A 23,082-nucleotide genomic window follows, 5' to 3' on the forward strand; every position below is an offset into this window, starting at 1 on the left:
TACGCTGGGGCCTGCGGCCACCAGCCGATCAGGGTTAGTCCACACAACCGACCATGATCAACTGGTGGCCGCACCTGCCTGCGGGCAGCCCACCAGCGACATCACGAAGTCCGGCTGGAGTACTAGATCCACGACATGCATGAGATCTGGCACCGTGACCTGTGCTCCCGCATTCTGCCAGCTCGGCTTCACTGCTCTTACCAGTTGCCACCGCGATCAGTCGCACAACGTTGATCCTCTACACATCAGGGGAGCTGTCGGCCGGTAACGGTCGCAGCACGGTTGTCACGAAGCGTAACGATCAGGTCGGTGGCCGCGAGTGTGATGGTGCGGGCGGTGACGCTCAGCGCGACGAAGCGAGATGACCAGCCATGAGCTTGTCCACGTGCACAACCCTCGCGGTAGCTCGTGACGCTACCAACCCGGCCGAGACGACCGTCAAGCTCGGCGACGAGGAGGTCACGTGGGGTAAGGCGCTGGTCAGCGCCATCCCCACTGAGATTCTGGCGGCGTACACAGCTGGTCTTGCCCTGGCCATAAGCCTGGCGACTCCCGCCAACCCCGGCGCGTACTTGCCGTTCCGCTTTGCGTGGTACGGCAGTTGGCTGCTGGCTACTCCCGTGATCGCATGGCTGTTGTTCCTGCGGAAGACCAAGGCCCACGAGACAGTTAATGCCCCTGACGTCGCCGGCTTGAACGCCCTGGGCCGAACCGAGATCATCGCGCCGACCATCGCCCGGCAGCGTGGTTCACCGCCATGCCAGGTTCGCCGTGGCAAGTACATCTCTCCAGCGGCGGCTTCCAGATCACGGCTTTGATCGCGCTGTCGGTCGGTGCGCTCGTCGTCGGCCTCATCGCTCCGACCCGGATACCGAAGCCCACGACCTACCCGACTCTCACTTGAAGTGCGCGACTGCGCGCTGGACGAGGATCAGGACAGACGCGACGACCGCCAACAGGCAGATCTCACGCACTAGAGATCTGCCTCCTAGAAGCGACGATGCGGCCACGATTCATACTGCTTGCAACAAGTCTATTCCTTGTCCCGACTTAGGTGCTAAAGATTACCGACGGAACGAGTCCAGGAGGGTGGCAGAAATGCTCGGACGGAGCGCGAAAGACGTGATCAAGCCAGATGCGAGCGCTGTGATCGACCCAGGCGCAAGGAATTCGGCCGAGTCAAAGGGGAAGTCGCCTGCGATGCAACTGGACGTGCTTCGCATCTTCAGTGCGAGCGCGAAAGAGATGAACACGTTCCTAGGGTTCCCGGGCGTATTGCTGCTCTTTGGTATTGCCGCGTTGGTCTTGTCGGCGAGCAATACGGGCCTCACCTCGAGTGCGACAGCCATTATCGTTGGCCTGTCATTACTCACCAGTCTTGGCGCTTACTTTGCGCAGTGGGTAGTTGCTGTGCGGCGGGCAGAAGCACAGGCGGCAATTGTGCGAGAATACAAAATGCTCCTCGTCAATCGGTACCTCGAACACCAAAGCCAGATCCACCTTGAAGATGTAAGGTTTGTGATCGACGACATTATGAATAGACCGGTCGCGCGCGAGCCGTTTGGTGAGCATCCGGCGCTTCCCGGTGCTTAGGGAGAGGCAAGGGTGCCCGATCAAGTGTCGAGTTGTCCCGGTCTACCCCCGGGTGCAGATCGCCGGGTGAACCGAACTAGACACGGAGCAGCGGTTGCACTATGACGGTCGCTGCCATAGCGCAACCGCTCGCACCGCATTGTCCGTGACCTGCTCGGCCAGCTCGACAACCAGTCGAACCACTGCGGCGACCGCGTGGTGTTCGCGCACGACCTGCGGGACGAGGACGAGCCGGAGGCCGAGTTCAACCCTCGGGTTGGCCCCATGGCTTGCTGGTAGCCGCCAAGTCAAGGCCGGCGGGACTAGAGTCACGGGATGCAGCTTGAGCAATGGTCGGCAATGTTGAGGTTGGGCGCAACAAGGAGCGTTCGCTTCGATCCGACAGCAAAAGGGGCCAAGGCGAGCAGCCCCGACTTACCGCAGCCAACCGGAAGGACGATGCCAATTTCACGAGCGTCACCAGCCGAGAAGTCATGCGCCTTGATTGCAGCATAGGCAAGCCGCTGGGGCTCACGTAGGTCGTCGTTTTCCGAAACATTCGGCTCAAGACTTCTGAACTGATCTTCCTTCACGGAAACGCCTCCATGCGCACACAGTGCTATTTAGCTTAGCTAGGTAAAATAACTCGACTTTCGCGGTTATGCGGCTGCTTGTGCCCAGGCTTGCTGGACTTCCATAATTTCCTGGGTTGTTGCTGGTCGGGGTGATGTTGGCATAAATCGGGTGGCGATGATCTGGCATCGGAGCTTGATGAGCATGTCCAGGGTGGATGGTTAGGTCTTGGTCTTGAACCAAGGCGTTAAGGCGCGGCGTTTGGCCACGTCGTCCTGATCGTGGCCGTGCAGCACGTACCAGACGATCAGGATGCTGTGACAGAACAGTCCGAACGGGACGGTCCGCTCCACGGCTCTCGTGGTGCGGTTGTGTGCTTCCCCGACACCGAGGATGTTCTTGACATCGAAGAACGTGACCTCGATGGCCCAGCGTGCCGCGTAGCGGGCGATGATCTCCTCGGCTGTGGCGGTGAGGTCGGTGGTGATCAGCGCGATGTCGTACCCGTCTGCTGTACTGGTTTTGGTGGTGCGTCCGGTGTCTGTGACAAGAATGACCCGCACGGTGTCGGTGCGCCAGGTGCCGAACCACAGGCACACTCGTTCGGCGATCTTCACGGGCGAAAAAGACCGCACGCACAACCACTACCTGCGTTCAACCATTTTCTGTTCAGCCTGCGGTAGGCGCAAAATCTACTCGGAGAGCAAGGGCAACGGTGGCATCTACCCTTACTTCTTCTGCGTCAAGCAAAAGACCAAGACCAACAACTGCCAGCGGTCCGCCGTTCGTGCCGAGAAGATCGAGGAAGGCATCGCCAGCTTCTATAGCACCTTTCGTGTTCGCCCTGAGCACGCCCGGCAGATCCAAGGCCGCCGTCCGGCAAGAGCTAACCAGCCAGCAGGCCGAGGCCACCCGCGGCCTGGAGCACGCCCGCCGAAGTAAGCAGCGTGTGGAGGACGAGCGTGCGAAGTTGCTTAGCGCCCACTACGCCGGAGCCATCCCTCAAGACCTCCTGGCCTCCGAGATGAAGCGGTTGACCCGCGCCCTCGCCGAGGCCGTCGGCGAGATTAGAGCGGCCCAGGTCACCATGACCGACGTCGAAGCCACCCTTGAACGGGCGCTGGCCGCCGCCCGTAACTGCGAGGTGGCTTACCTCAGTGCACCAAACACCATCCGCCGACAGATCAACCAAGGCTTCTTCGAAAAGCTCTACATCGGTCGGGACGGCAGCGTCGAGCGGGTTGACCTCACCGAGCCCTTCGCCGCGCTGTTTGAGATGGGGGAGGCAATCCGGCTCGCCGCATCGCCAACAGCCACCGATCCGGTGCCCCAGAACGCCTCTGGTGTCGCGGATGCGCCTGGCACCGATCTACCCGCCGACCGTGCCCGCCCGTCTGACGTCCTCTTGGCGACCTTCGGCGAACGCATCACCGTCACAGAACGTGCATACGCAAACACCCCTGGTGAGATTTCTCTCGCCAGGGGCGGTGTGAACGAAGACTATATGGTCGGGATGACAGGATTTGAACCTGCGACCCTCCGCTCCCAAAGACCCGGAGAAGCTGTGCAAGGGGGTCCAGGTCCGCACGTTTACACAGGTCAACGCCACGTGTGCGACAAGGGCAGCGACTCTGAACGGGGCTGAACGGGACCTAAATGAGCCCCTCACTGAGACCCTCGACTGAGACTGAAACCGGCTGGACCAGGAGGGGCGCTCCCCCGGTCCCCCGTCGCCACCCCCACGCCCGATCGTCCGGGAGAGACGCTCTCAGCGGGCCATCAGAGCCCCCCACCTGGTACAGCCTCTCTCTCAGCTCGTCCTGAAACCCGTCCGTACACCATGACTCCGTAGGGTGGATGCTATGCCTCGCAAGAGCGGTAACACAGCAAGCCAGTTCAGCGCCACCGACGCTGAACGTGTCCTACAGATCGCCTGCGGTACCGCAGGCATCAGCTGCGACGGCGCCACGCTGATCAGGCTTGGCGAGAACGCCATTTTCCGGCTCCCCGGTGACCGTATTGTGGTGCGAATCGCCCGCACGCTGAGCTACTGGGATGACGCGAAAAACGAGGTTGAGGTAGCTCGCTGGCTTGCAGATCAGAAGATCTCGGCCGCCGAAGTGCACGAGGTAGCTCAGCCGATTGCAGCAGACGGGCACCCGGTGACGTTCTGGCAGTTCATCGACGGGCGCGAGGGTGACCGCACTGACACAGGAACACTAGGAACTGTTCTTCGGACGCTACACAAGCTTCCCCGCCCCGACAGTTTCGAACTGCCGAACGAAAATATTCTCGGCCGAGTGCAATCGCGAGTAGAGGTAGCGCCGGTTCCGTCGCAGGATAAAGACTTCCTGCTTGCACGACTTGAAGAACTGAGGGGGGAATTGTCTGCCCTCAAGTTTCCGCTAGAGCCTGCGCCAACGCACGGCGACGCCCATACCGGGAACTTGATGATCTGCGCCAATCAGCCCGTTCTAATCGACTTTGAACGGTTCGCGTGGGGTCAACCCGAATGGGACTTGGCCGTATCAGCGACGTCTTATCAAACCGCAGGTTGGCTGACAGAAAGGGAGTACAACACGTTTACAGAAGCCTACGGTTACGACGTCATGTCATGGCACGAGGGATTTGAAACACTCCGGTCAGTACACGAGCTAAAGATGACCACCTGGCTCATGCAGAACGTAAACGAGTCGGCCGACGCCGCGACGGAATACCAGGTCCGCATGAAAACCATCCGTGGCGATAGGTCACAATCCTGGCGCGCCTTCTGAGCGATTTATGAGCCGATCTTGATATCCGGGTAAGACCCCTTTACGAGATCCGTGAATCTCCGGACCAGGGGGTGCCCAGCATGGGAGCCACCTAGAGATTGATGAAAGTCTGACACATACCGAAGATAGCGACTGGATTGAAGAGACCCAGCGAGACTAACCGCTTCGCTCGCTAACGAGATTGCTTCTTCTAAGTTCCCGCCATTCAGCGCCCCTGCCGCGTTGACCATTCCGATAAACGCACGGGTCCTGGGCGGGGTAAGGAGTGGCTCGATTGCCTGCGCCGCAAACTGCTGCGTTTCGCGCGACCGTCCCAGGTCTCGAAAGCAGTGCGCAGCTTCTCCGGCCAGCTCCAGTGCGTCAAAGTAGCTACTCCAGTCCGGATCGTTGACCGGGTCGCGGCGCTCAAATTCCTGGTCAGCACGGTGGAGCACGTCAACACAGCCTTTGGTATCTCCCAGACTTGCCAGCGCCCGCGCCTCCATCGTCAGGAACATCGCCCGGACCGTCCCGCCGGCCGATCCGGCGATGGCGGATTGCGCAGCGCGCGCATACTGGGCCGCCTCGGTGAATTTGCCCAGGTAGTTGGCCTGGTGACTCAGGTTGGACAGGATTTGACCACCCATCTCGTGGTCGTCTGCCTCCCGAGCAAGACGTAGAGCTTGAACGAAGTACCGCTGTGCATCCCCATGTCGGCCAGCGTCGTACGCGCTCCAGCCAAGCACCTTGGCCGCGCCGGATGCTGCACTGAAGATCTCGCGGCGAGCTACGCCAGAGTGGCCATTTCGCAGCGTCGGGACGATCTCCGACTTCCAGTAGAAGAGCAGCAGGGAGCGGGTGTGCCCTCCTCCAAACTGGAAGTCGAGTTCCGTGAGGTGGTTGGTCGTCGTCCGAATTCGCGCTGCGGTTGGCGCTTCCGGAGCCGATGCGACATAAGGCTGCCCTAGCGGTGCGGAGAACAGGTATCCGGTGATGACGCCCGGCGCGGTCTCCGGGGTCCAGGCTGAACCCGTGACCGTTGGACTTACCGCAAGATCGGCGGTGGTCAGCGAATCGAGCAGATCAACAGCCTGCGAGAGCTCCACGGGGTAGCGAGTGCCGTCCTCGGTGATGTCAGCGCGTGCCGCGCCCTGCACGGAGTCGAACCCGATTTCAGCGAAGGACACATCCCTGCCGAGCTTCGTGCTCAACGCTGCGGCGATGCATCGAATGGTCTCGTCACGCGGTCGGCCGCCGTCAAGCCAGCGGCGGACAGACACATGGTCCGGCGAGATCGCAAGGTCCGCTGCCACGGCGGCGCTCCGAACCCGGGATGCAAGTCCCTTGTTGCTGACCCCCGCCGCCTCCATAACCGCAGCTAGACGCCGGTTCGGCTCCTTCGTCGACTCCACCTGATCACCTCTCCCAGTCCCAGTAAAGCACCTCCGTGCACCCCCCGAATGCACAAGTGCACCCCCCTGTGCACGCTGCCGCACCCCCACCCTGGCGCGGTTGGCTTGCGTCATAAGCAACGGCAGCAACGCCAGCACAGGAGGCAGTAATGGCCAAGAACACGATTCCAGGACTGAAGACCGGCGGCGGCATCTTGTCGAAGCTCGTGGCGGTCCTCGTGATCGGCGCCCTGCTGGTCGTCGTGGTGAAGTACCCCGGCGACGCCGCGCACTGGGTCAAGGCCATCGCCGGTGCGGCGAGCGACGCGATCACGGGCGTCGTGTCCTTCTTCCGTCAGGTCGGGAACTAGTCATGAGCGGCCCGATTCCGCAACTCGCCCTCGACCGCATCGAGCCGTTGTCGAAGCTCCGCAAGCTGCTCAAGCACGGCAGGCAGAACGTCGGTCGGGTCCTGCCCGGCGACCTCCGGGGCTTCGCGCCGAACGAATGTGCCCATCCCCTGCCGGGGGACGATCATCCGATCCTCTTGGAGCACCCCATAAGCACGTTTCACGGTGTTCACGGACACGCCGAAATGGTCAGCAACGTCCTGATGCGGCGGGAGTTTCGAGCCAACCGCGTAGGTGCCGTCCTGGATCTGGTTGCGGATTGCAGCTGCGACTTGCAGGTAGGGCGGCCTCAAGTCGTCCGGATCAAGTTTGTCCACGTCAGACAGCTTACGCGGTCGGCTCAGCTAGGCCGAACGGGTGATAACAGCTCAGCTGTATTGCCTAGGTCAGCAGAATTCTCTAACGTCTCTCTTGTCGCAGGGATCGCAGAACTTCCCCGCCACGCAGCAAGCGGCCCCGGCGGTGTTCGAGGACAAGCCGGGGCCGGCATCGACAACGTAGGAGCCAGCGATGAGAGTTGAGGATCAGCAGATATTCAAGGTGAAGACGGTTGCCGACCTGCTCGATGTCCACCGGGCAACGATCTATCGAGCGATCAAAACCGGCGACCTGGGTGCACTCAAATTCGGCACCAGCAAGGGAGCTTTCCGGATCCCGGGCTACGCGGTGAACGCCTACCTCGAGAAGTGCGCAGCAGTCTCAGAGCTACCCGGGCCACCCATCGAGTCCCCTGAGATCGCCACGCCCGGCTAGTTCGCATTAGTCAACACCAGACCCAGTTTCGTAGTCACGAGAGGAAACCAGATGAGGTCCGCACACATCACCACCCGCCGCCAGGCCGAAGGCTCGTTCTCGGTTTTCGACGCCGACGTCTCCGACCTGCAGGAGTACGTCGCTACCTTCTACGACACCTACGAGCCTTCGATCGACCAGCTGGTCGAGGAGATCGACCGGGAGCTTGCGGCGGGGCGCCGCGCCGAGTCGGCCCGCCGACTGATCGACCTGACCGACCGCCAGACCCCGCGTCGCACCCACCGCCGCGCCGGTCGCGCCGCACTGCGGTCGCTGCCCACCCGGGTCACCCCGCTCACCGGCGCCGAAGCCGAGGTCGCGTGATGGCCAGGCACAACGTGGTCGCCGAAATGGGACGCCTCAACCTGCTTCCCCGCGGTAGCGCGGCCTGGTGCCGTCAGCGCGAGCTGGTCCTGTCCCACCTCGCCACCGACGACACCACCCCCGTTCGGCCCGCCCCGGCCGCTGGTCGCCGCTCCGCTCGTAGCTTCGCCGCCTGACCAGCACCACCGAACACCCCGCCCGGCCCCGCTCACACGGCCGGTAGCGCGCTCGCAGAAATCCCCCGGAAATGCCGCCACGGCACCGCCATGCCCGAAAGGACCCCGTCATGCCCGCAACAGCCGCCCCCCGGACTCGCCGCTTCCAGTCTGTTCCCGCCCGCCGGTCGAGCATCACCGCGCTGTCCATCGCGGCCTCCGGATTCGTGCAGTCCCGAACCGACAAGGTCATCCGTCCGCAGTTCCTCGACCCGGCGCTGGAAGCCATCACCGCCAAGCACCGGGCGGGCTGGTCGGCCGCCCGCATCACCACCTGGATGCGGGAGCTGTTCGGCGGTCAGCCGCACCCCGTCGCCACCGGCTGGTTCATCAACTACGTCACCGAACTGCTGGAGATCACGGCCCGCCACGCCCTGGCACTGGCCGCCTGAACCCCCTGTTCAAACCCGCTTTTCCGCTCAACCGAAGGAGATCTGCGATGTCCCCCACCAGCCCGGCCGAGGTCATGGACTGGGCCTACCTGCCGAAGTGGTTCACCCCCGCCGAGGTCCTCGACAACCACGTCCTGCCCCTGTTCCCGAAGTAGCCGCCCCCCTCCGTACCCGCTCTGTTCCAGCACATCCCGTTCCGTCAGAAAGGTTCCATGCCATGGGTTTCTTCACCAAGACCGTCAAGACCACCAAGGCCGTTGCCCGGGGTTTCGACCGGACCGCCGAGATGGCCAGCCGCGGTGTCGGCCGCCGGGTCGTGGCCGCGTCGAGTTGCCCGCCCAACCAGTGCGGCGGATGCGGCCGCAAGGTCCGCTCCGGAGCGGGCCACTGCTCCCGGGTGGCGTGCACGAAGAAGATCGCCGCTCGCTGGTAGCTCCGCCCCGGCCCGGCGGTCCGAACCACCAACCTCGCAGCCCGCCGGGGCGGGTCTCACCACCCACCACCACCCGCACCACCGCAACGGAAGTGAGCGACACAGCATGAGCGACAACCTTCGCGTCACAGTCCACCGCAACGGCAGCAAACAGACCGTGTCCTGGGCCGGGGACGGCATCCGCGGGTCCTTCACGATCAACTGGGACACCGCCCTCACCGGCGCTGGGCGAACCGAACTTCGCCGGTTCCTCCGCGACGGCACGAGGAAGAACACCAGCCGCGTCCACCGCATCCAGGCCGTCTTGTACCTCATCGCCCGAGGTCGCGGGGTCGACTGGACCGACCGCTCGATCACCGAGGAGCTGAAGGACCACTTCGGCGACGACGAGCCCCTCGCGCAACCGGCGTTCGTCCGGTCCATCACCCGCAAGTTCTGACCACCAGCCCGCACATCCCCCACCACTGCAACGGAAAGGTTCCACCGCCATGGGTGCCAAGAAGGACGTCGACCTCGAAGCGATCATCAAGGCCGCCAGGAAGAAGCTGCGCTGCCCCGACGCCTGGGCCGCCGACATCGTCGTGCACATCTACAACAAGCACAACGACGGCTGGTCGGACGCCAAGATCGCCGCCGACCTCAAGCGCCGGTCCCACCAGGACGGCCCGCACACCGATGTGGCGTTCGTCCGCGGGGTCACCCGCCAGCTCTGACCGCCCGCCCCGGCCCGCTCTGCCTGCTCATCCCTTGCCCGCCAACGACAAGGACCACACCGCCATGACGATCAAGATCACCAACGTCGACGTCATCATCACCCAGGCCTCGAAGAAGCTCGGCCACCGCGAGGCCCTGATCGGCCTGGTCGTGACCGACATCGCCAACCACCACTGGGACGGCTGGTCGGACGCCAAGATCACCGCCGACCTGCAGCACCAGTTCGGCGCCGACGCCCCGCAAGCGCAGCTCACGTTCGTCCGCTGGATCACCCGCAAGCTCTGACCGGAAGGGACCACCGCATGAGCACTGAACGCCAGTTGTGCGACCTCGAACACCGCGTCTACCAGGCCAAGGTCATCCATCGCCGGGTCGAGCGCGACGCCCCCAAGGGCGACGGGCACGCCACCGCGGTGGAGGTCCTCGAAGAGCAGGCCGACAAGGCGATCCGGACCGGCCGGCGCGCCGGGGCCGCCGCCGATATCCGCCGGATCGAGCTGACCGTCAGCGCCTACGCCGACGGGGTCAACGGCCTGAAGCTCGCGCTGCGCCTCGCCCGCCACTGACCACCGACGACAGATCACCGCCCGGCTCAAGTACGCCTGCTTGCGGAAGTGGTGATGCCCCGGCCCCGCGGTCCGAACCACCAAGAACAGCCCGCCGGGCCGGGTCTCACCACCCACACGAATCCCTTACGAGACCACATGGGAGCCACCATGATAGGCACCGCCCTGCCCGGCGGAACACCCGCCGGCGTCACCGCCCACCTCATCGCCCGCGCCTACACCTGCAACTCGCTCGGCCCGGTCCGGGTGAACCTGCGCTACACCGCCGGCGACCCGCACGCGGTGATCCTCGACATCGCCACACCGCAACGGTCCGGCTGGGTTCGCTGGCAGATGGCCCGCGACTTGCTCGCCGACGGCCTCAACGCACCGACCGGTGAGGGCGACGTCCACGTCTCGCCGGTCGAGGTCGCGCCGGGAGAGCGCGGCGACACCGTCGCCGTCGAGCTGTCCTCGCCGGAAGGCGTCGTGCTGCTGGTGTTCGACCGCGCACCGCTGGAAAAGGTCCTCGACGAGATCGAGTGTCTGGTCCCGGCGGGTACGGAGTCCGACCGGATCGACTGGGATGCCGAATTCGCCGCGCTGGGTGGTGGGGCACGGTGACCCGCACCCACGTCGACATGTCCGCCCACGTCCGGCCCGGCGACAAGGTCCTGGTTTCGATGCTCGGCCCCGACGGTTTGCCGACGGGAACGAGTTTCCGGGCCGACGTCGACGCATCCGGCCGCTACCAGGGCTTCAAGCAGGTCCGGGCCGGGCGGGCCGCGATCTACGTCATCAACCGCCCACCGGCGGCACGGCGGTGAGCGGGCGGCAGTTCCCGTGGGACCTACGCGCGGTGCCGTGGTCGGACTGCCGGGAGTTCACCCGGGGGACCTGGGAGGGCACGATCCTGCTCTCTTGGGGCACCGGCCCGCACACCCTGCTCGCCACCAAACGCCAGCTGCGCAAGCGTGGTTTGCGGCCGGGTGGGCAGGACCCGGTGGCGGTCCTGTACTTCCGGTGCCGCCGCGCCGCGAAGCAGGTGTTCGCGAACCTCTACCTGATCGCGCTGGCTCGCCCGGTGCGGCCGATGACCCCGGCCCGGTGGGCCGCGCTGGACAAGGCGATGGCCGCCCGACGCACCTGCCGCACCTGCGGTGAGACCGGCTACGCCGAACTGCCCAAGGCCCACCGCACGTGTGAGGCCTGCCTGTACAGCGGCGGCCGGTTGGACCCGGACAGCTACCTGCACGACTTCCTCACCGGCACACCGACTTTCACCGCCGACGACCACGCGGACCTCGACCGCCGGTCACGGCCCGCCCCGGCCGGGGTGCTCGCCCCGGTCGTCCCGATACCTCGCGCACCGTCCCGGGTGGACGGTGCCCACCTGCGAAAGGTTGTGGCCTGATGGATCCCCGCAACACCTGGAACAACCCCGGTTCGGCCTACTGGGCCCCGGACGGCTACGTCGAGGAACCCGTGTTCGGTCAGCGGCGCTGGCATCACCGCCAGGTCGTCGCGGCCCAGTGGGACCTGAGCTACCAGGCCGCGAAGCGGCGCCAGCGCGTCGCCGCCGGCGCGTCGGCGGCGATCGCGGTGCTGCTTCTCCTGGTCACCGGGCTCGGTGGCGTGCACTCGCCGATCGCGGACATGGTCGTCGGCGCGCTGGTCTTCAACGTCGGCGCTCGACTGCGAGCGATGGCCCGGGTCATCGCCGCCTACCGCGGGGCGGGCCGGTGATGGCCCGGGAGGTCGTGCACCTGGAGAGGTCGCGGTCGTGGTTCTCCGGGACCGCGACGACGTTGTGCGGCATCACCTACCCGCGCGGGAAGCACAAGACGTTCTGGTTCGCCTCCACGAATTGCCGGGCGTGCCTGGCAATCCAGAAGGCGGAGGGCCGGTGACGACGCAACCTGTTCTGCTCGCCGTCGCAGTGCTCGCCGGGGTCGGGGTGCTCGCGCTGTGGCGGGCGGGCCGCAAGACCACCCACACCGTGACCCGCCGCGTCCGGGAAGTGACCCGGCTCTCGGGGATTGCGCTGGAGACGGTCACCGCCGCGATCGGGATCACCGCCCTGCAGTGGGCCGGGCTGCGCACCGGCAACCCGGTCGTCACCACCGCGGTCCTCGCGGTCCCGGGGTTGTTCGCCGGGCACGGCGTGGCCCGGCTGTTCTTCGCCCGGAACCTGACCACCACCACGACCCGAAGGGGAAAACGATGAGCACGACCGACGACATTGTCCGGCGCTGCCGCTGGGCACTCGCGCACAACAACGGCCACCCCAACGGCGCGTGGTCCACCGGCGAACAGCTCGCCGTGGCCCTGGTGCTCGCCGACACCGCGCACCTGGCAGCGATGGACTACACCGCCAGCGAAGCGGCCCGGCGCGTGCAGGGCGGGATGGTGTCACCGCCGTCGAACATGCGGCGGTGGCTGGCCACGGTCCGCGCGGAACTCGGGGTGTGGTGATGGCGACCGACGCCCGCAACTACCCGCTCAGCGAGCTGGCCGCCGCGTCCGGCCTCCTGTTCACCACCGACCTCGTGCTCGACGTCTTCGGGGTCCTGGTCCGCCACGGCTTCCCGGCACCCGCACTGTCCGGAATGGACGCCGCTCTGCTGCACCGCGCGCTGCACAGCTTCATCTACGGCCCCACCAACATTCCCGGTCACCTGACCGGAGAGGAGTGCTGAGAATGAGCAACTACCTGAAGCTCCCGTCCCACTACGTCACCCGCGGTGCCGTCAGGGCGGTCACCTGCGAGCACAACGTCAACGGCACCACGGTGGCCGTCGACCGCCCACTGATGGACATCGGTGACGGCCTGTTCGTCTCGCCGTTCATCGAGCCGGACGGGAACGGCCTTCGGATCCGGCTGGACGTCTGGATCGTGCTGTGCCTGCGCGGAGAACGGGCTACCGGGTTCCCGTTCTCGCTGCGATCGCAGGCTCTCGCTGTCCGGGCTGCGCGGGCGTTCGAGCAGGACCCCGACATCACCTGGTCGGCCCCGCACGAGCAACGCCTTGCGTGGGGCCAGGCGTTCATCGGCGCGCTCGACACCGAACCGAGGGAGGCGCAGTCCTGATGTCGATTTTCGAGGTCCTCGAACGCCACGGCACCGCCGCGCTGTTCCGGTTTGTCGGCGCGGTGGTGCTGTTCCTGACCCTGCACGCCGTCCGGCTGCCCCTGGTGATCCTCGCCCGGATCTTGGAAGGCGTCATGCGCCGCGTCGACGCCTTCGCCGTCCGGCAGGCCACCGCCCGCCCGACCCGCCCGATTAACCAGTTCTTCACCCCACACGCACAGGAGACCCACGGTGCCTACACCTGACCCCACCGACACCACCGCCTCACACCCCTACCCCCGCCCGCCGGGTACGCGGTGCGGCTGCGAGGAATGCGAGGACTGGTACCAGGAATCCCGCATGGAGATCACGGACGCCCTGATCTCCATGGCAGGCCTCGCAGGCCTCGCCGTCGTCACCGGACTCGGAGCGGCCCTGGTGCTCCCTCGACAGGGCTGGACCTTCGTCACCGTCGCCGCGGCGGTCATCGCCGCGTGCGGGTTCCTGGCCAACGTGCGCACCGCCCTGGGTGCCTGGTCGGACCTGCGGTGGATCCCCTGCGACAACCCCGAACCCCCCGAGCCTGGAGAGGACCAGCCGTCATGACCGACACCAAGACCCGTACCGATCACGCCGTCACGTGGGCGGTGGCCCACTTCGGGGAGCTGACCGGCGTCACCGTCCCGGTCGTGCTCGCCGCCACCGTCGACGTCTGGTTCCTCCTGGCCGGCGGGGCGGTGGCGGTGTGGTGGGGCTTCCACGACCTCCGCCTTGCCCGCCAGGCCAAGGCCCTGGCCGGCGCCGGGCAGCCGCCCGCACAACTGACCGCCACCACCACCGCCGCGCCGGGCTCCGGTTCGGCCGATCACCACGGGGAGAGCGCATGACCTACCGAGACGACCGCCGCGCCGACCGCGTCGCGGCGGCCGAACAAGCCCGCGCCGACGCCGACGCGGCCAGCGCCCGGCGGGTCCGCGAGGCCGCCGCGACAGCGGAGCAGGCCCTGCACGTGCGGGCCGCGCTGGCCGAGCAGGCCCGCACCGAGAAGGCCGAGCGCGACGCCCGCAACACGGCCAAGCGCGACGCCCGGTCGGCGCGGCTGGCCGCGCTGACCAAGACCACCCGGGCATGGGCGACAGAGCACGCGGTGGACCTGCTGATCTACCCACTCGCGGTCGCGTCGGCCGTGATGGCGATCCCGTCCATGGGGATCTACGGGTTCCAGGTGTACCGGTCGGCGACCGGCGGGGTCCTGCCCCTGCTCTCCGAACTCGGGATGTGGAGTTTCGCGATCGCCGTCATGGTGTCGCGGACCCGGCACCCCGAGCGGCCCGTGTGGGCACTGCAGCTCGGTCTGTGGGTGTTCGCCGGTGCCGGGTTCGCGCTCAACGTGGTGCACGGACTCGCGGACGGGTGGTCGTCGGCGGTGGTGATGGGCGCGGCCTCGATCGCCGGGGTTGTCGCCCACCAACTGCTCACCGCCTCACCGCGCCGCTCGGCAGCCGAGCGGGCCGAAGCCCGGATCGCCCGGCAGGCCGCGAGCAAGACCAACCGGATCCGGCTGGCCGCTGTGCGTACCGCGGTCGCCGACATCGACGCCAAGGGCAACGTTGCTCTGCTGTTCGCGCCGGGCCGGTACACGATCGGCCGCACCGGCCGGCTCGCCCCCGCGACGGTCGCGGGGTTGCCGGTCGATCCGATCGAGGACCTGTCCGACGCGATCGGCGACGAAGTAGCCGCGTGGCTGGCCGAGCAGGATCGACCCTCGATCGACCCGCCCACCGGCCCGGTCGACGACCGCCCGGGTGGGGCCGATCGAGGGCCGATCGCGACCCTCGACCCCGACGACGACCAGCGGAAATCGAACCGCCGACCGGACTCGATCCCGAGCCCGACCGTGCGATCGATGGACGACCTGCGAGCCGAACTGGACGCGCTGATCGAGGCCGATCCCGCCGCGATCAACCTCTCGGCCAACTCGATCCGCAAGGCCCTGCGGTGCTCGCCCAAGCGTGCACAGCAACTGCGCAACGAACGCCGCCCCAAGTAACCACCCCCGCCAGCGGGGTGGGTGCCGACCTCGATCGGCACCCACCCCGTCACCCCTCGATCCCCGCTGGACTACCCGGACGCAAGCGCGCGTCGATCACGGAAGGAACCGCCACGGTGAACACCACCGACGACCACGACGACCGGCGCGAGCTGGCTCAAGTCCACTACCTGCCCGCCACCGGCCAGACCGAACCGATCGAAGGCGAGATCGTCTCCGAGGAGGAGTACCAACGCGCGAGGCTCGCGACCCAGCGGGGCCGCCAGCTCGCCCGCTACGCGGGCTACAAGAGCGACCTCGTCACCGTCGGGCGGGTCACGAAGAAGGTCGTCACCCACGACCGCACCAAGACCGCGGGCAAAGCGTTGATCCGCAACGCCTACTACCCGATCCAGGGCACCGGCGTCGTCGTCAAGCGGTGGCGCGACACCCACGGCGCCAACCGCTACGAGCGGATGATGCGCCTGGCCGAGGTCGACGGGAACCACGAGCGGCTCATGGAGTGGGAGACCCGCGACGTCGCGGAGAAGCAGAAGCGTCACGACCGCGTCATGGACTGGGTGAAGTCCCCGTTGGAGCTGGTCAAGGCCGCCGCGCTCGGCACTGTCGCGTTCGCGGGACTGCTGCTGGTCCTGGGCATTCTCCTGGCCATCGCCCGCAAGGACGCCGGCGACATCCTCGCCCCGATCACCGCGGTGGTCGACGCGGTGGCGTTCGTGGTGTGGTTCGTCATCGCCTACGGTGCGTTTCTGCTGCTCGCAGGGACCGCCGCGGGGCTGCTCTACCTGTGGAACACCGGTCGAACCCACGCAGAGGCACCTGGCTGGGTCTCCACCGGCACGGCCACCGGCGAGGGCCGGGACCTGGTCCCGGACGAGGGCGCGATCATGAACGCGCTGCGCAACCTCAACCTCGCCCCGCTCAACCGCAAGATCAAGGAAGGGTGGCAGCCGCGGTGGGTCCAGGGCACCGGCCGCGACGGTAAGGGGTGGCGCACCCAGCTCGAACTGCCACCGGGCGTCACCGTGGAGATGATCAACGAGAAGAAGGCCGTCCTAGCGCACAACCTGGTGCGCCTGCCCGTCGAGGTGTGGCCCACCGAGCCGAAACGCCAGCCCGGCGTACTGGACCTGTGGGTCGCTGACCAGGGAATCCTCTCCGGACCGGTCGACCCGTACCCGCTGCTGACCGAGGGCACCGCGGACTACTTCACTGGCGTACCAATCGGGGTGGACCAGCGCGGCGGGCAGGTCGTCGGCAAGCTCATGGCCAGCAACTACGCCGTCGCCGGGATCATGGGCTCGGGCAAGACGTCCCTGGTCATCAACCTGCTGTGCGGGGCGATGCTCGACCCGCTGGTCGACATCGAGGTCTACGTCATGGCCTACAACGCCGACTACGACCCGATGAAGCGCCGGCTGCGCACGCTGGTCAAGGGCGACGAGGACGAACACATCGTCGCGGCGATGAACGCGCTGCGAGCCCTGCGCAGCGAGGTCACCCTGAAGGGAAAAATCCTCTCTGAGCTGGGCGGAGACGAGACGAAGCTGACCCGCAAGATGGCGCTGGCCGACCCTCGGATGCGCCCGAAGGTCGTGGTGTTCGACGAGTGCCAGGAACTGTTCCGGCACGAGAAGTTCGGCGAGGAGGCCAAGCAGCTCGCGATCAAGGTGATGATGAAGGCCCGCAAATGCGCCATCACGCTGGTGTTCGTCACCCCCGCACCCAGCGCGGACAGCCTGCCGCGTGACCTGGCCAAGACGGTGTCGCACGCCGTGTGCTTCGCCATCGGTGACCACGTCGGCAATGACGCGATCCTCGGTACCGGGTCGCACAAGGCCGGGATCACCGCGACCAGCCTGGTCGCCGGTGAGGACATCGGCACCGCCATGGCCAGCGGTTTCGCCGCCCGCGCCGGTCTGCTGCGCACCCACCACATCCGCAAGCACGCCGGCGTCGACGAAATCACCCCGATCGTGGACCGGGCCGTAGGCCTGTGCGAGGACGCGAACGTCACGACCGGGACCACCCGCACCGTGACCGAGGAACGGGACCTGTTCGACGACCTGGCCGAGGTCCTCGGTGACACCCCCGTGCGGGCCGCTGACGTCCCGGCCCGGCTGCGCACGCTCGCCCCCGACTACCAGCCCTACGACGACCTCGACGGCAAGACCTTGCGTGAACTGCTCGCGGCCGAGGACATCCGCCCGCCCTCGACCAACCGGGCCTACCCCATCGATCCGGTGACTATCCGTGAGTACATCGCCGAGCGGGACCACCTCGACAACGACGACGAGGACTAACTCACCGCATGACCGAGTGCGCGGCCCGCGCGCCGCGCGAAAACCCTCGAAAACGGGGTTTCGCCAGCATCACGCGCTGGCCGCGCACTCGGTGCACTCGCGCACTTTGAGCAGATCACACCCAGTGCGCGGCCCGCGCACTGCCCGAATGACATAAACACTCCGTTTCCGGTCGCGCACTCACTCGCGCACTCGCCGAACCGCACCTGATCCGCCGCCGTCGACGACCCGACCGGGTCGCCGCGTCGGCACCCCTTGCCCTAAATCAGTCACACCCAGTAATCAACGGAAGGGGAATCCCATGGGACGCAGCGCCACTGATGTGGACCTGACGCGGCTGGTCGTCGCCATGAAGACCCGACGGCACCACACCACCGCCGTCGGGCACCACTCGCCCGGTTCGTCGCCATGTGCCAGTGCGGGAAACGCATCCCCGCCGGCCAAGTCATGTGCTCGATCTGCGCCAACAAGTAACCCGCCCACCCGAGAGGACACCACCGATGGCCACCACCAAGACCCACCCGGCCGACTACGGCAGCCCGGCCGCGATCCGCCGCTACAAGAACGCCCGCCGCGCCCTGCTCGACAACCAGGAACACGAGATCGCCGCCGGGATCACCCGCGAGACCGCCACCTACCGGCGGCTCAACCGCGCCGTCAGCGACGCCGCGAAGAACGTCCCGGCCTGGCGGCAGTAGCCCCACTCCGCACCACACCGATCACCCGACCTCGACAGGAGAACCCATGGCCGCCAACAAGATCCGCTTCGAGGACCTGCACCTGTGTATCGACGCGGACTGCCCGAACTGCGGATGGCCCGAACGCTGGTTCGCCCCCGCCACCCGCCTGTTCGGCTGCCCGAAGTGCACCCACACCTCCACCACCCGCGACGACTGAACCACCCGGCCGCGCCACCACCGGCGCACCACCGACAGGAGACCCATGGACACACCGACCACGCCGCCGGACATCTTCGGCGACCGCGACTTCCGCGCCACCACCGGCGTTGACCGCGCCATCGCACAGATCGTGTCGCTCGCGCACCCCGACGACGGGTTCCACATCACCGCCCCGCCCGGGGACAACCCGCGGTGGGCGCGGCGCCGGCCGAAGCCGCTCTACAGCCTCACCGCCGCGCTCGCCCTGAACATCCAGGTCGAGGTGCGGATCCTGCGTGACATCCGCGAGGCCCGCGGCGAGGGCCACACGTGGTGCGACATCGGCGACGCGCTCGACCTGCCTGGTGACGACGGCGACCGCGCGTCGGTCGCGTTCGACCGCTTCGCCCCACCGAGCGGGTTGTGGTGGACCTGCCGCGACTGCACCGCCCGGGTCCGCGACCACGGCCCCGACGACCCGCACCCCGACGACCGGGAGTCCGGGCACACCGCCGACTGTCCCCGGCACCGCGCCGAAGTCAACGCCTACCTCTCGGGGGACGAATGAGCAGTACCCGACTCCGCACCGCGGCCGGGCTCGCGGCGGTCGCGGTGCTCACCTCCGCATGCCACCCGGCCGCCGCGGGCACCGCGCCGACCGCGTCCGGCCCGGCGGCGGGCAGCACGGCCTACAGCATCCCGGCGGCGGTGACGGCGCTGGCGGGGTTGCAGGTCGCGCCGGCCGACACCGGGGCGCACTACAACCGCGCCGACTGGCCGCACTGGTCGACCGTTCCGGGCAGCCCGTGCGACTCCCGCGAGATGACGCTGAAAACCCAAGGCACCGGCGTCACCACCGGAGCGGGGTGCGCGATCACCGGCGGGAAGTGGACCAGCCCGTACGACGGGGTCAGCACCACCGACGCCCGCGTGCTCGACATCGACCACATGGTCCCGCTCGCCGAAGTCGCCCGCTCCGGACGCATCGACGGCGGCCGGCGGGTCGGGCCGCGCGACTGGACCCGGGCCCAACGCCAGCACTACGCCAACGACCCGTCCGTGCTGGTCGCGGTCACCTTGACCAGCAACCGGCAGAAAGGCGACTCCGACCCGGCAGGCTGGCTGCCCAAGCACGACCGGTGCGACTACGTCGCGCACTGGGTCGCGGTCAAGGCCGCCTACTCGCTCTCGGTCGACCAGGCCGAGCACGACGCGATCGCCGCCGTACTCGCCCACTGCTGACACACCGCCATCTCACCCAACCGAAAGGATCCCGGTCGATGGACCGCAACGCCGTCAAGTCCGCGCTCGATGCCCTGGAAAAGAAGGTTAAACCCCACTTGTCGCTGTGGTTGGCGCTGAGCAGGGCAGGCAGTGCGCAGCGAGAACAGTGGACCGCTGACAAGTACAACGCCTTCTGCGACACCGCCCGCCACATCAACTATTTCAACGACAAGGTCGCCGCGTCTCGCAGTCGCGGTGAGGTGTCACCGTCGGCGGTGGCGAGTGCCGACAAGGTCATCGCGTGCACCAGGACGCTGGCCTCAGCGCACCGCATCAGCAAGTACTGAACCCCTCGAACCGTTGCCGGGCCGGTGGCCGAGCACTGCTCCCACCGGCCCGGCAGCCACCACACCACCCCCGCTTAACCCTCCACAGTGGAAGGACGCCCATGGACACCCCAGACACACCGATGCTGCACATGGCGCTCTACCTCGCCGCGATGGGCTGGCCGATCTTCCCGCTCCGCCCCGGCAGCAAGCAGCCCGCCGGACACGACGGCAAGAACTGCCCCGGCACCGGGCAGTGCGCCGACGGACACAGCACCTGGGAGAAGCGCGCCACCACCGACACCGACCGCATCACCCGGTGCTGGTCGGGCATCCCGTGGAACATCGGGATCGCCACCGGGCCCGCCGGGCTCGCCGTGGTCGACCTCGACGCCGCGAAGGACGGCGACGACCGGCCCGACGGGGTCGCCGCGCTGGCCGCGCTCGCCGACGAACGCGGCGGGCCCGTCCCGGACACGTTCGTCGTCATCACGCCGTCCGGCGGTCGGCACCTGTACTACACCGCCCCGGCAGGCACCCGGCTGCGCAACACCCAGGGCCACATCGCGCCGCACATCGACACCAGGGCGGGAGGCGGATACGTAGTAGGACCGGGCTCGGTCACCGAGGCAGGCACCTACGAGTTCCTCGACGACTACGACCCGGCCGAGCTGCCCGGGTGGTTGGTCCAAGTGTGGGTCGAACGGCCCGTAGCGGCCAGCACAGCGCCCGTTCTGCTGCGCTCTGCTGACACCACCGCCTACGGAGCGGCGGCATTGCGGGGCGAGTGCGACCGGGTCCGTGGGGCCACGGCAGGTACCTGCAACGAGGTCGTGTCCTCGGCCGCGTACACCGTCGGCCGCAAGGTCGGCGGCCGGCTGATCGACCACGCCGCCGCACGTGCGGACCTGATCGCCGCCGGGGAAACCCTGGTCGGTCCGGAGGGCTGGCCGCACGACGTCCGCGACCTCGCCCGCGTCGTCGACGCCGGTCTCAAAGCCGGTGCGGAGAACAAGGTGACACACCGGGGACGGGCGTCCTGATGATCGGGGATCTGCGGTTCGAGCCGACCGAGCGGATGGTCGTCGAGGACCGGACCGACCTGCTCGGCACCGCGGCCCTCGCGGTGTTCAACCCGACCAGGTCGCACCGCTACCTGCTCACCCGGCGGTGGGATTCGGGGCCGGCGTTGGTGTTCGTGATGCTCAACCCGTCGACCGCCGACGCGTTCACCGACGACCCCACCATCCGCCGGTGCGTCCGCTTCGCCCGCCGCGACGGGCACGGCGCGATCGCGGTGCTCAACCTCTACGCCCTGCGGGCCACCGATCCGCGCGAGCTCGACACACACCCCGACCCGATCGGGCCGGACAACGACGGCTTCATCCGCGCCATCACCGACGACGACACCGCCGGGCTGGTCGTCGCCGCGTGGGGAGCCCATACCCACGCCCGATCCCGGGCCAACGCGGTGACCCGGGCGCTGCGCACACGCCGGACCTCGCTGCGCTGCCTGGGCCTGACCCGCGACGGCTCGCCGCGCCACCCGCTCTACGTCCACCGCACCGCCCCGCTTCTGCCCTACACGACCGATTGCCGAGGAGACCGATGACCTACACCGTGACCGACCTGTTCTGCGGAGCCGGGGGCTCCGGGCTCGGAGCCAGCGCGGTACCCGGGGTGGAGCTGACGATGGCGGCGAACCACTGGGAACTGGCGATCGAGACCCACCAGACGAACTTCCCCGGCACCGACCACGACTGCGCTGACATCTCCCAGGTCGAACCGCGCCGTTACCGGCGCACCTCGATCCTGTGGGCGTCACCGGAATGCACCAACCACTCCAACGCCAAGGCCCGCAAACGCCTCGCCCAGCAAACGCTGTTCGACGGCGAACCCGACTCGTCGGCGGTGCGATCGCGGGCCACGATGTGGGACGTCCCGCGCTTCGCCGAACACCACCGCTACGAGGCCATCGTGGTGGAGAACGTCGTCGAGGCAGCGCAGTGGGAAATGTTCCCCGCCTGGTTGATGGCGATGGACCTGCTCGGCTACGACCGCCACATCGTGTGGCTCAACAGCATGCACGCAGCCGCGATCGGCTCGCCGCGGGCACCGCAGTCCCGCGACCGGATGTACGTCGTGTTCTGGCGCAAGGGCAACCGCGTGCCGGACCTCGACCTCCGCCCGGCCGCCTGGTGCGGGCCGTGCGACAAGGAAGTCAAGGCAGTGCAGGTGTTCAAGCCGCGCACCAAGAGATGGCCGCTCGCGCGGTGGGGCAAATACCGCACCCAGTACGTCTACCGCTGCCCCACCCCGCGCTGCCACGCCGACGTCGAGCCCTACGTGGTACCCGCCTCCGCAGTCATCGACTGGTCCGATCCCGGCGGCCGGATCGGAGACCGCACCGACCCGCTCGAACCCGCCACCATGGCCCGGATCACCGCCGGGCTCGCCCGCTACGCCGTACCGCAACTGGTCCCGGCTGGCGGGACCTGGAACACCGACACCACCCCGGTCACCGCACCGTTTAGGGCCCGGACCACCCGGGAGACCGAAGGACTCCTGGTGCCGCTCGAAGCCCGCGACGGCAAGTGGGCCCGCACGGCCGAGATGCCGATGCGGACGCAGTCGACCCGGGCGGAAACCGCGTTGGTCGTGCCCTACTACGGCACCGGCCGCGCACGACCGGCGACCGAGGTCATGCCGACCATGACCACGGTCGACACCGCAGGGCTGGCGTTCATCGCGGAACTTCGCGGCGGCGGCAGCCTTGTCCGGCCGGTGAGCGAGCCGCTCGCCGCGGTGTGCGCGGGCGGCAACCACCACATGCTCGTCCGCAACGACCACAACGGCGTCCTGCGCACCCCGCCCTTCACCGGACACCCGGAACCCAGCACGGGATCCGGTGCGGCACCGCGAGTGGAGGACTGCACGTTCCGGATGCTCTCCACCGCAGAAATCGGTGAGGCAATGGGTTTCCGGCGCGACTACGTCATCTGCGGAACCAGCAAACGCAACAAGGTCCGTCAGCTCGGCAACGGCGTCACCCCGCCCGCCGCCGAACTGCTCATCCGCGCCGTCGTCGACTCGCTGAGCTGACGACCGCCACCCGCA

41 protein-coding genes are annotated in these 23,082 nt (G+C 67.5%); 37 read left to right on the forward strand and 4 right to left on the reverse strand.

The window, feature by feature from the left end; translation table 11 throughout:
* The first annotated feature begins 371 nt into the window (after positions 1 to 371).
* Both JWQ81_RS32915 and JWQ81_RS32920 read left to right on the forward strand, forming a co-directional pair.
* Entirely contained in the window at positions 372 to 818 is a 447-nt protein-coding gene (locus JWQ81_RS32915) for a hypothetical protein (RefSeq protein WP_297547690.1), read from the forward strand.
* A 271-nt stretch (positions 819 to 1,089) separates the two neighbouring features.
* On the forward strand, positions 1,090 to 1,593 hold the full coding sequence (locus JWQ81_RS32920) for a hypothetical protein (RefSeq protein WP_297547691.1): 504 nt from the start codon (positions 1,090 to 1,092) through the stop codon (positions 1,591 to 1,593).
* Between the two features lie 308 nt (positions 1,594 to 1,901).
* Here the strand turns inward: JWQ81_RS32920 and JWQ81_RS32925 are convergent, their stop codons facing one another.
* Both JWQ81_RS32925 and JWQ81_RS32930 read right to left on the reverse strand, forming a co-directional pair.
* Complete coding sequence (locus JWQ81_RS32925; RefSeq protein ID WP_297547692.1) at positions 1,902 to 2,165, reverse strand: hypothetical protein; 264 nt, start codon at positions 2,163 to 2,165, stop codon at positions 1,902 to 1,904.
* Positions 2,166 to 2,366: 201 nt separating this feature from the next.
* The gene (locus JWQ81_RS32930; protein WP_297547693.1) at positions 2,367 to 2,762 is read right to left on the reverse strand and encodes a hypothetical protein; all 396 of its coding nucleotides are present in this window, start codon (positions 2,760 to 2,762) and stop codon (positions 2,367 to 2,369) included.
* Here JWQ81_RS32930 and JWQ81_RS45145 point away from each other — a divergent pair.
* The 3 genes from JWQ81_RS45145 to JWQ81_RS32940 all read left to right on the forward strand — a co-directional run bounded on the left by JWQ81_RS45145 (position 2,698) and on the right by JWQ81_RS32940 (position 4,919).
* Complete coding sequence (locus JWQ81_RS45145; protein ID WP_366942363.1) at positions 2,698 to 3,087, forward strand: zinc ribbon domain-containing protein; 390 nt, start codon at positions 2,698 to 2,700, stop codon at positions 3,085 to 3,087. The two genes, JWQ81_RS32930 and JWQ81_RS45145, sit on opposite strands and share 65 nt — an antisense overlap.
* Complete coding sequence (locus JWQ81_RS32935; RefSeq protein ID WP_297547694.1) at positions 2,981 to 3,790, forward strand: hypothetical protein; 810 nt, start codon at positions 2,981 to 2,983, stop codon at positions 3,788 to 3,790. The genes JWQ81_RS45145 and JWQ81_RS32935 overlap by 107 nt, the downstream gene beginning before the upstream one ends.
* A 217-nt stretch (positions 3,791 to 4,007) precedes the next feature.
* Entirely contained in the window at positions 4,008 to 4,919 is a 912-nt protein-coding gene (locus tag JWQ81_RS32940) for an aminoglycoside phosphotransferase family protein (protein ID WP_297547695.1), read from the forward strand.
* Between the two features lie 5 nt (positions 4,920 to 4,924).
* Here the strand turns inward: JWQ81_RS32940 and JWQ81_RS32945 are convergent, their stop codons facing one another.
* Positions 4,925 to 6,211, reverse strand: a complete 1,287-nt coding sequence (locus JWQ81_RS32945; RefSeq protein WP_297547696.1) for a hypothetical protein — start codon at positions 6,209 to 6,211, stop codon at positions 4,925 to 4,927.
* A 248-nt stretch (positions 6,212 to 6,459) separates the two neighbouring features.
* On the opposite strand from JWQ81_RS32945, the gene JWQ81_RS32950 reads away from it, so the two are divergent.
* The gene (locus JWQ81_RS32950) at positions 6,460 to 6,660 is read left to right on the forward strand and encodes a hypothetical protein (protein ID WP_297547697.1); all 201 of its coding nucleotides are present in this window, start codon (positions 6,460 to 6,462) and stop codon (positions 6,658 to 6,660) included.
* On the opposite strand, the gene JWQ81_RS32955 is transcribed toward JWQ81_RS32950, so the two are convergent.
* Positions 6,657 to 7,016, reverse strand: a complete 360-nt coding sequence (locus tag JWQ81_RS32955) for a GntR family transcriptional regulator (RefSeq protein WP_297547698.1) — start codon at positions 7,014 to 7,016, stop codon at positions 6,657 to 6,659. The genes JWQ81_RS32950 and JWQ81_RS32955 overlap by 4 nt on opposite strands.
* Positions 7,017 to 7,209: 193 nt before the next feature.
* On the opposite strand from JWQ81_RS32955, the gene JWQ81_RS32960 reads away from it, so the two are divergent.
* The 31 genes from JWQ81_RS32960 (at position 7,210) to JWQ81_RS33110 (ending at position 23,067) form a co-directional block, all read left to right on the forward strand.
* Positions 7,210 to 7,452: a helix-turn-helix domain-containing protein gene (locus JWQ81_RS32960; protein WP_297547699.1), complete on the forward strand. Its 243-nt coding sequence runs from the start codon at positions 7,210 to 7,212 to the stop codon at positions 7,450 to 7,452.
* 51 nt (positions 7,453 to 7,503) lie between these two features.
* On the forward strand, positions 7,504 to 7,815 hold the full coding sequence (locus JWQ81_RS32965; RefSeq protein ID WP_297547700.1) for a hypothetical protein: 312 nt from the start codon (positions 7,504 to 7,506) through the stop codon (positions 7,813 to 7,815).
* Positions 7,815 to 7,991, forward strand: coding sequence for a hypothetical protein (locus JWQ81_RS32970; RefSeq protein ID WP_297547701.1), 177 nt, complete (start codon positions 7,815 to 7,817; stop codon positions 7,989 to 7,991). Before JWQ81_RS32965 ends, JWQ81_RS32970 begins: the two co-directional genes overlap by 1 nt.
* A 110-nt stretch (positions 7,992 to 8,101) precedes the next feature.
* A complete protein-coding gene (locus JWQ81_RS32975; RefSeq protein WP_297547702.1) occupies positions 8,102 to 8,422 on the forward strand; it encodes a hypothetical protein in 321 nt (106 codons plus the stop codon).
* Between the two features lie 217 nt (positions 8,423 to 8,639).
* Positions 8,640 to 8,855: a hypothetical protein gene (locus JWQ81_RS32980; RefSeq protein ID WP_297547703.1), complete on the forward strand. Its 216-nt coding sequence runs from the start codon at positions 8,640 to 8,642 to the stop codon at positions 8,853 to 8,855.
* Between the two features lie 106 nt (positions 8,856 to 8,961).
* Positions 8,962 to 9,294: a hypothetical protein gene (locus JWQ81_RS32985; protein ID WP_297547704.1), complete on the forward strand. Its 333-nt coding sequence runs from the start codon at positions 8,962 to 8,964 to the stop codon at positions 9,292 to 9,294.
* A gap of 49 nt (positions 9,295 to 9,343) precedes the next feature.
* Positions 9,344 to 9,568, forward strand: a complete 225-nt coding sequence (locus JWQ81_RS32990; RefSeq protein WP_297547705.1) for a hypothetical protein — start codon at positions 9,344 to 9,346, stop codon at positions 9,566 to 9,568.
* Between the two features lie 64 nt (positions 9,569 to 9,632).
* Positions 9,633 to 9,854 (forward strand): hypothetical protein, encoded by a 222-nt coding sequence (locus JWQ81_RS32995; RefSeq protein ID WP_297547706.1) that lies wholly within the window; start codon positions 9,633 to 9,635, stop codon positions 9,852 to 9,854.
* Between the two features lie 17 nt (positions 9,855 to 9,871).
* Complete coding sequence (locus JWQ81_RS33000) at positions 9,872 to 10,135, forward strand: hypothetical protein (RefSeq protein ID WP_297547707.1); 264 nt, start codon at positions 9,872 to 9,874, stop codon at positions 10,133 to 10,135.
* 150 nt (positions 10,136 to 10,285) lie between these two features.
* A complete protein-coding gene (locus tag JWQ81_RS33005) occupies positions 10,286 to 10,738 on the forward strand; it encodes an SsgA family sporulation/cell division regulator (protein ID WP_297547708.1) in 453 nt (150 codons plus the stop codon).
* Complete coding sequence (locus tag JWQ81_RS33010) at positions 10,735 to 10,941, forward strand: hypothetical protein (RefSeq protein ID WP_297547709.1); 207 nt, start codon at positions 10,735 to 10,737, stop codon at positions 10,939 to 10,941. Before JWQ81_RS33005 ends, JWQ81_RS33010 begins: the two co-directional genes overlap by 4 nt.
* Entirely contained in the window at positions 10,938 to 11,528 is a 591-nt protein-coding gene (locus JWQ81_RS33015; protein WP_297547710.1) for an RRQRL motif-containing zinc-binding protein, read from the forward strand. The genes JWQ81_RS33010 and JWQ81_RS33015 overlap by 4 nt, the downstream gene beginning before the upstream one ends.
* The gene (locus JWQ81_RS33020) at positions 11,528 to 11,860 is read left to right on the forward strand and encodes a hypothetical protein (RefSeq protein WP_297547711.1); all 333 of its coding nucleotides are present in this window, start codon (positions 11,528 to 11,530) and stop codon (positions 11,858 to 11,860) included. The genes JWQ81_RS33015 and JWQ81_RS33020 overlap by 1 nt, the downstream gene beginning before the upstream one ends.
* On the forward strand, positions 11,857 to 12,024 hold the full coding sequence (locus JWQ81_RS33025) for a hypothetical protein (RefSeq protein ID WP_297547712.1): 168 nt from the start codon (positions 11,857 to 11,859) through the stop codon (positions 12,022 to 12,024). Before JWQ81_RS33020 ends, JWQ81_RS33025 begins: the two co-directional genes overlap by 4 nt.
* Positions 12,021 to 12,341 carry a hypothetical protein gene (locus tag JWQ81_RS33030; RefSeq protein WP_297547713.1) on the forward strand — a complete coding sequence of 107 codons (321 nt, stop codon included), beginning with the start codon at positions 12,021 to 12,023 and terminating at the stop codon, positions 12,339 to 12,341. Before JWQ81_RS33025 ends, JWQ81_RS33030 begins: the two co-directional genes overlap by 4 nt.
* Positions 12,338 to 12,589 carry a hypothetical protein gene (locus tag JWQ81_RS33035; RefSeq protein WP_297547714.1) on the forward strand — a complete coding sequence of 84 codons (252 nt, stop codon included), beginning with the start codon at positions 12,338 to 12,340 and terminating at the stop codon, positions 12,587 to 12,589. Before JWQ81_RS33030 ends, JWQ81_RS33035 begins: the two co-directional genes overlap by 4 nt.
* The gene (locus JWQ81_RS33040; protein ID WP_297547715.1) at positions 12,589 to 12,813 is read left to right on the forward strand and encodes a hypothetical protein; all 225 of its coding nucleotides are present in this window, start codon (positions 12,589 to 12,591) and stop codon (positions 12,811 to 12,813) included. The genes JWQ81_RS33035 and JWQ81_RS33040 overlap by 1 nt, the downstream gene beginning before the upstream one ends.
* Positions 12,814 to 12,815: 2 nt before the next feature.
* On the forward strand, positions 12,816 to 13,205 hold the full coding sequence (locus JWQ81_RS33045; RefSeq protein WP_297547716.1) for a hypothetical protein: 390 nt from the start codon (positions 12,816 to 12,818) through the stop codon (positions 13,203 to 13,205).
* Positions 13,205 to 13,450, forward strand: a complete 246-nt coding sequence (locus JWQ81_RS33050; RefSeq protein WP_297547717.1) for a hypothetical protein — start codon at positions 13,205 to 13,207, stop codon at positions 13,448 to 13,450. The genes JWQ81_RS33045 and JWQ81_RS33050 overlap by 1 nt, the downstream gene beginning before the upstream one ends.
* Positions 13,437 to 13,790 carry a hypothetical protein gene (locus JWQ81_RS33055; RefSeq protein ID WP_297547718.1) on the forward strand — a complete coding sequence of 118 codons (354 nt, stop codon included), beginning with the start codon at positions 13,437 to 13,439 and terminating at the stop codon, positions 13,788 to 13,790. The genes JWQ81_RS33050 and JWQ81_RS33055 overlap by 14 nt, the downstream gene beginning before the upstream one ends.
* Positions 13,787 to 14,071, forward strand: a complete 285-nt coding sequence (locus tag JWQ81_RS33060; RefSeq protein WP_297547719.1) for a hypothetical protein — start codon at positions 13,787 to 13,789, stop codon at positions 14,069 to 14,071. The genes JWQ81_RS33055 and JWQ81_RS33060 overlap by 4 nt, the downstream gene beginning before the upstream one ends.
* The gene (locus JWQ81_RS33065) at positions 14,068 to 15,234 is read left to right on the forward strand and encodes a hypothetical protein (RefSeq protein WP_297547720.1); all 1,167 of its coding nucleotides are present in this window, start codon (positions 14,068 to 14,070) and stop codon (positions 15,232 to 15,234) included. Before JWQ81_RS33060 ends, JWQ81_RS33065 begins: the two co-directional genes overlap by 4 nt.
* A gap of 116 nt (positions 15,235 to 15,350) precedes the next feature.
* Positions 15,351 to 17,537: a zonular occludens toxin domain-containing protein gene (locus JWQ81_RS33070; RefSeq protein WP_297547721.1), complete on the forward strand. Its 2,187-nt coding sequence runs from the start codon at positions 15,351 to 15,353 to the stop codon at positions 17,535 to 17,537.
* 500 nt (positions 17,538 to 18,037) lie between these two features.
* Positions 18,038 to 18,235, forward strand: a complete 198-nt coding sequence (locus JWQ81_RS33075; RefSeq protein WP_297547722.1) for a hypothetical protein — start codon at positions 18,038 to 18,040, stop codon at positions 18,233 to 18,235.
* A 46-nt stretch (positions 18,236 to 18,281) separates the two neighbouring features.
* The gene (locus tag JWQ81_RS33080; protein WP_297547723.1) at positions 18,282 to 18,434 is read left to right on the forward strand and encodes a hypothetical protein; all 153 of its coding nucleotides are present in this window, start codon (positions 18,282 to 18,284) and stop codon (positions 18,432 to 18,434) included.
* 45 nt (positions 18,435 to 18,479) lie between these two features.
* Entirely contained in the window at positions 18,480 to 18,983 is a 504-nt protein-coding gene (locus JWQ81_RS33085; protein ID WP_297547724.1) for a hypothetical protein, read from the forward strand.
* Positions 18,980 to 19,657 (forward strand): HNH endonuclease family protein, encoded by a 678-nt coding sequence (locus JWQ81_RS33090; RefSeq protein ID WP_297547725.1) that lies wholly within the window; start codon positions 18,980 to 18,982, stop codon positions 19,655 to 19,657. Before JWQ81_RS33085 ends, JWQ81_RS33090 begins: the two co-directional genes overlap by 4 nt.
* A 38-nt stretch (positions 19,658 to 19,695) precedes the next feature.
* The gene (locus JWQ81_RS33095; protein WP_297547726.1) at positions 19,696 to 19,986 is read left to right on the forward strand and encodes a hypothetical protein; all 291 of its coding nucleotides are present in this window, start codon (positions 19,696 to 19,698) and stop codon (positions 19,984 to 19,986) included.
* A gap of 101 nt (positions 19,987 to 20,087) precedes the next feature.
* Positions 20,088 to 21,008, forward strand: a complete 921-nt coding sequence (locus JWQ81_RS33100; RefSeq protein WP_297547727.1) for a bifunctional DNA primase/polymerase — start codon at positions 20,088 to 20,090, stop codon at positions 21,006 to 21,008.
* Entirely contained in the window at positions 21,008 to 21,577 is a 570-nt protein-coding gene (locus JWQ81_RS33105; protein ID WP_297547728.1) for a DUF1643 domain-containing protein, read from the forward strand. Before JWQ81_RS33100 ends, JWQ81_RS33105 begins: the two co-directional genes overlap by 1 nt.
* Complete coding sequence (locus JWQ81_RS33110) at positions 21,574 to 23,067, forward strand: DNA cytosine methyltransferase (RefSeq protein WP_297547729.1); 1,494 nt, start codon at positions 21,574 to 21,576, stop codon at positions 23,065 to 23,067. The genes JWQ81_RS33105 and JWQ81_RS33110 overlap by 4 nt, the downstream gene beginning before the upstream one ends.
* The last annotated feature ends 15 nt before the right edge of the window (positions 23,068 to 23,082 follow it).

This window comes from Amycolatopsis sp. (genome assembly GCF_025464955.1).
GTDB lineage: Bacteria > Actinomycetota > Actinomycetes > Mycobacteriales > Pseudonocardiaceae > Amycolatopsis.

Coding starts and splice junctions, on each gene's coding strand:
- JWQ81_RS32915 (WP_297547690.1), top strand. CDS start 372: ATGAGCTTGTCCACGTGCACAACCCTCGCGGTAGCTCGTGACGCTACC.
- JWQ81_RS45145 (WP_366942363.1), top strand. CDS start 2,698: ATGACCCGCACGGTGTCGGTGCGCCAGGTGCCGAACCACAGGCACACT.
- JWQ81_RS32940 (WP_297547695.1), top strand. CDS start 4,008: ATGCCTCGCAAGAGCGGTAACACAGCAAGCCAGTTCAGCGCCACCGAC.
- JWQ81_RS32950 (WP_297547697.1), top strand. CDS start 6,460: ATGGCCAAGAACACGATTCCAGGACTGAAGACCGGCGGCGGCATCTTG.
- JWQ81_RS32960 (WP_297547699.1), top strand. CDS start 7,210: ATGAGAGTTGAGGATCAGCAGATATTCAAGGTGAAGACGGTTGCCGAC.
- JWQ81_RS32965 (WP_297547700.1), top strand. CDS start 7,504: ATGAGGTCCGCACACATCACCACCCGCCGCCAGGCCGAAGGCTCGTTC.
- JWQ81_RS32970 (WP_297547701.1), top strand. CDS start 7,815: ATGGCCAGGCACAACGTGGTCGCCGAAATGGGACGCCTCAACCTGCTT.
- JWQ81_RS32975 (WP_297547702.1), top strand. CDS start 8,102: ATGCCCGCAACAGCCGCCCCCCGGACTCGCCGCTTCCAGTCTGTTCCC.
- JWQ81_RS32980 (WP_297547703.1), top strand. CDS start 8,640: ATGGGTTTCTTCACCAAGACCGTCAAGACCACCAAGGCCGTTGCCCGG.
- JWQ81_RS32985 (WP_297547704.1), top strand. CDS start 8,962: ATGAGCGACAACCTTCGCGTCACAGTCCACCGCAACGGCAGCAAACAG.
- JWQ81_RS32990 (WP_297547705.1), top strand. CDS start 9,344: ATGGGTGCCAAGAAGGACGTCGACCTCGAAGCGATCATCAAGGCCGCC.
- JWQ81_RS32995 (WP_297547706.1), top strand. CDS start 9,633: ATGACGATCAAGATCACCAACGTCGACGTCATCATCACCCAGGCCTCG.
- JWQ81_RS33000 (WP_297547707.1), top strand. CDS start 9,872: ATGAGCACTGAACGCCAGTTGTGCGACCTCGAACACCGCGTCTACCAG.
- JWQ81_RS33005 (WP_297547708.1), top strand. CDS start 10,286: ATGATAGGCACCGCCCTGCCCGGCGGAACACCCGCCGGCGTCACCGCC.
- JWQ81_RS33020 (WP_297547711.1), top strand. CDS start 11,528: ATGGATCCCCGCAACACCTGGAACAACCCCGGTTCGGCCTACTGGGCC.
- JWQ81_RS33035 (WP_297547714.1), top strand. CDS start 12,338: ATGAGCACGACCGACGACATTGTCCGGCGCTGCCGCTGGGCACTCGCG.
- JWQ81_RS33040 (WP_297547715.1), top strand. CDS start 12,589: ATGGCGACCGACGCCCGCAACTACCCGCTCAGCGAGCTGGCCGCCGCG.
- JWQ81_RS33045 (WP_297547716.1), top strand. CDS start 12,816: ATGAGCAACTACCTGAAGCTCCCGTCCCACTACGTCACCCGCGGTGCC.
- JWQ81_RS33050 (WP_297547717.1), top strand. CDS start 13,205: ATGTCGATTTTCGAGGTCCTCGAACGCCACGGCACCGCCGCGCTGTTC.
- JWQ81_RS33060 (WP_297547719.1), top strand. CDS start 13,787: ATGACCGACACCAAGACCCGTACCGATCACGCCGTCACGTGGGCGGTG.
- JWQ81_RS33065 (WP_297547720.1), top strand. CDS start 14,068: ATGACCTACCGAGACGACCGCCGCGCCGACCGCGTCGCGGCGGCCGAA.
- JWQ81_RS33075 (WP_297547722.1), top strand. CDS start 18,038: ATGGCCACCACCAAGACCCACCCGGCCGACTACGGCAGCCCGGCCGCG.
- JWQ81_RS33080 (WP_297547723.1), top strand. CDS start 18,282: ATGGCCGCCAACAAGATCCGCTTCGAGGACCTGCACCTGTGTATCGAC.
- JWQ81_RS33085 (WP_297547724.1), top strand. CDS start 18,480: ATGGACACACCGACCACGCCGCCGGACATCTTCGGCGACCGCGACTTC.
- JWQ81_RS33090 (WP_297547725.1), top strand. CDS start 18,980: ATGAGCAGTACCCGACTCCGCACCGCGGCCGGGCTCGCGGCGGTCGCG.
- JWQ81_RS33095 (WP_297547726.1), top strand. CDS start 19,696: ATGGACCGCAACGCCGTCAAGTCCGCGCTCGATGCCCTGGAAAAGAAG.
- JWQ81_RS33100 (WP_297547727.1), top strand. CDS start 20,088: ATGGACACCCCAGACACACCGATGCTGCACATGGCGCTCTACCTCGCC.
- JWQ81_RS33105 (WP_297547728.1), top strand. CDS start 21,008: ATGATCGGGGATCTGCGGTTCGAGCCGACCGAGCGGATGGTCGTCGAG.
- JWQ81_RS33110 (WP_297547729.1), top strand. CDS start 21,574: ATGACCTACACCGTGACCGACCTGTTCTGCGGAGCCGGGGGCTCCGGG.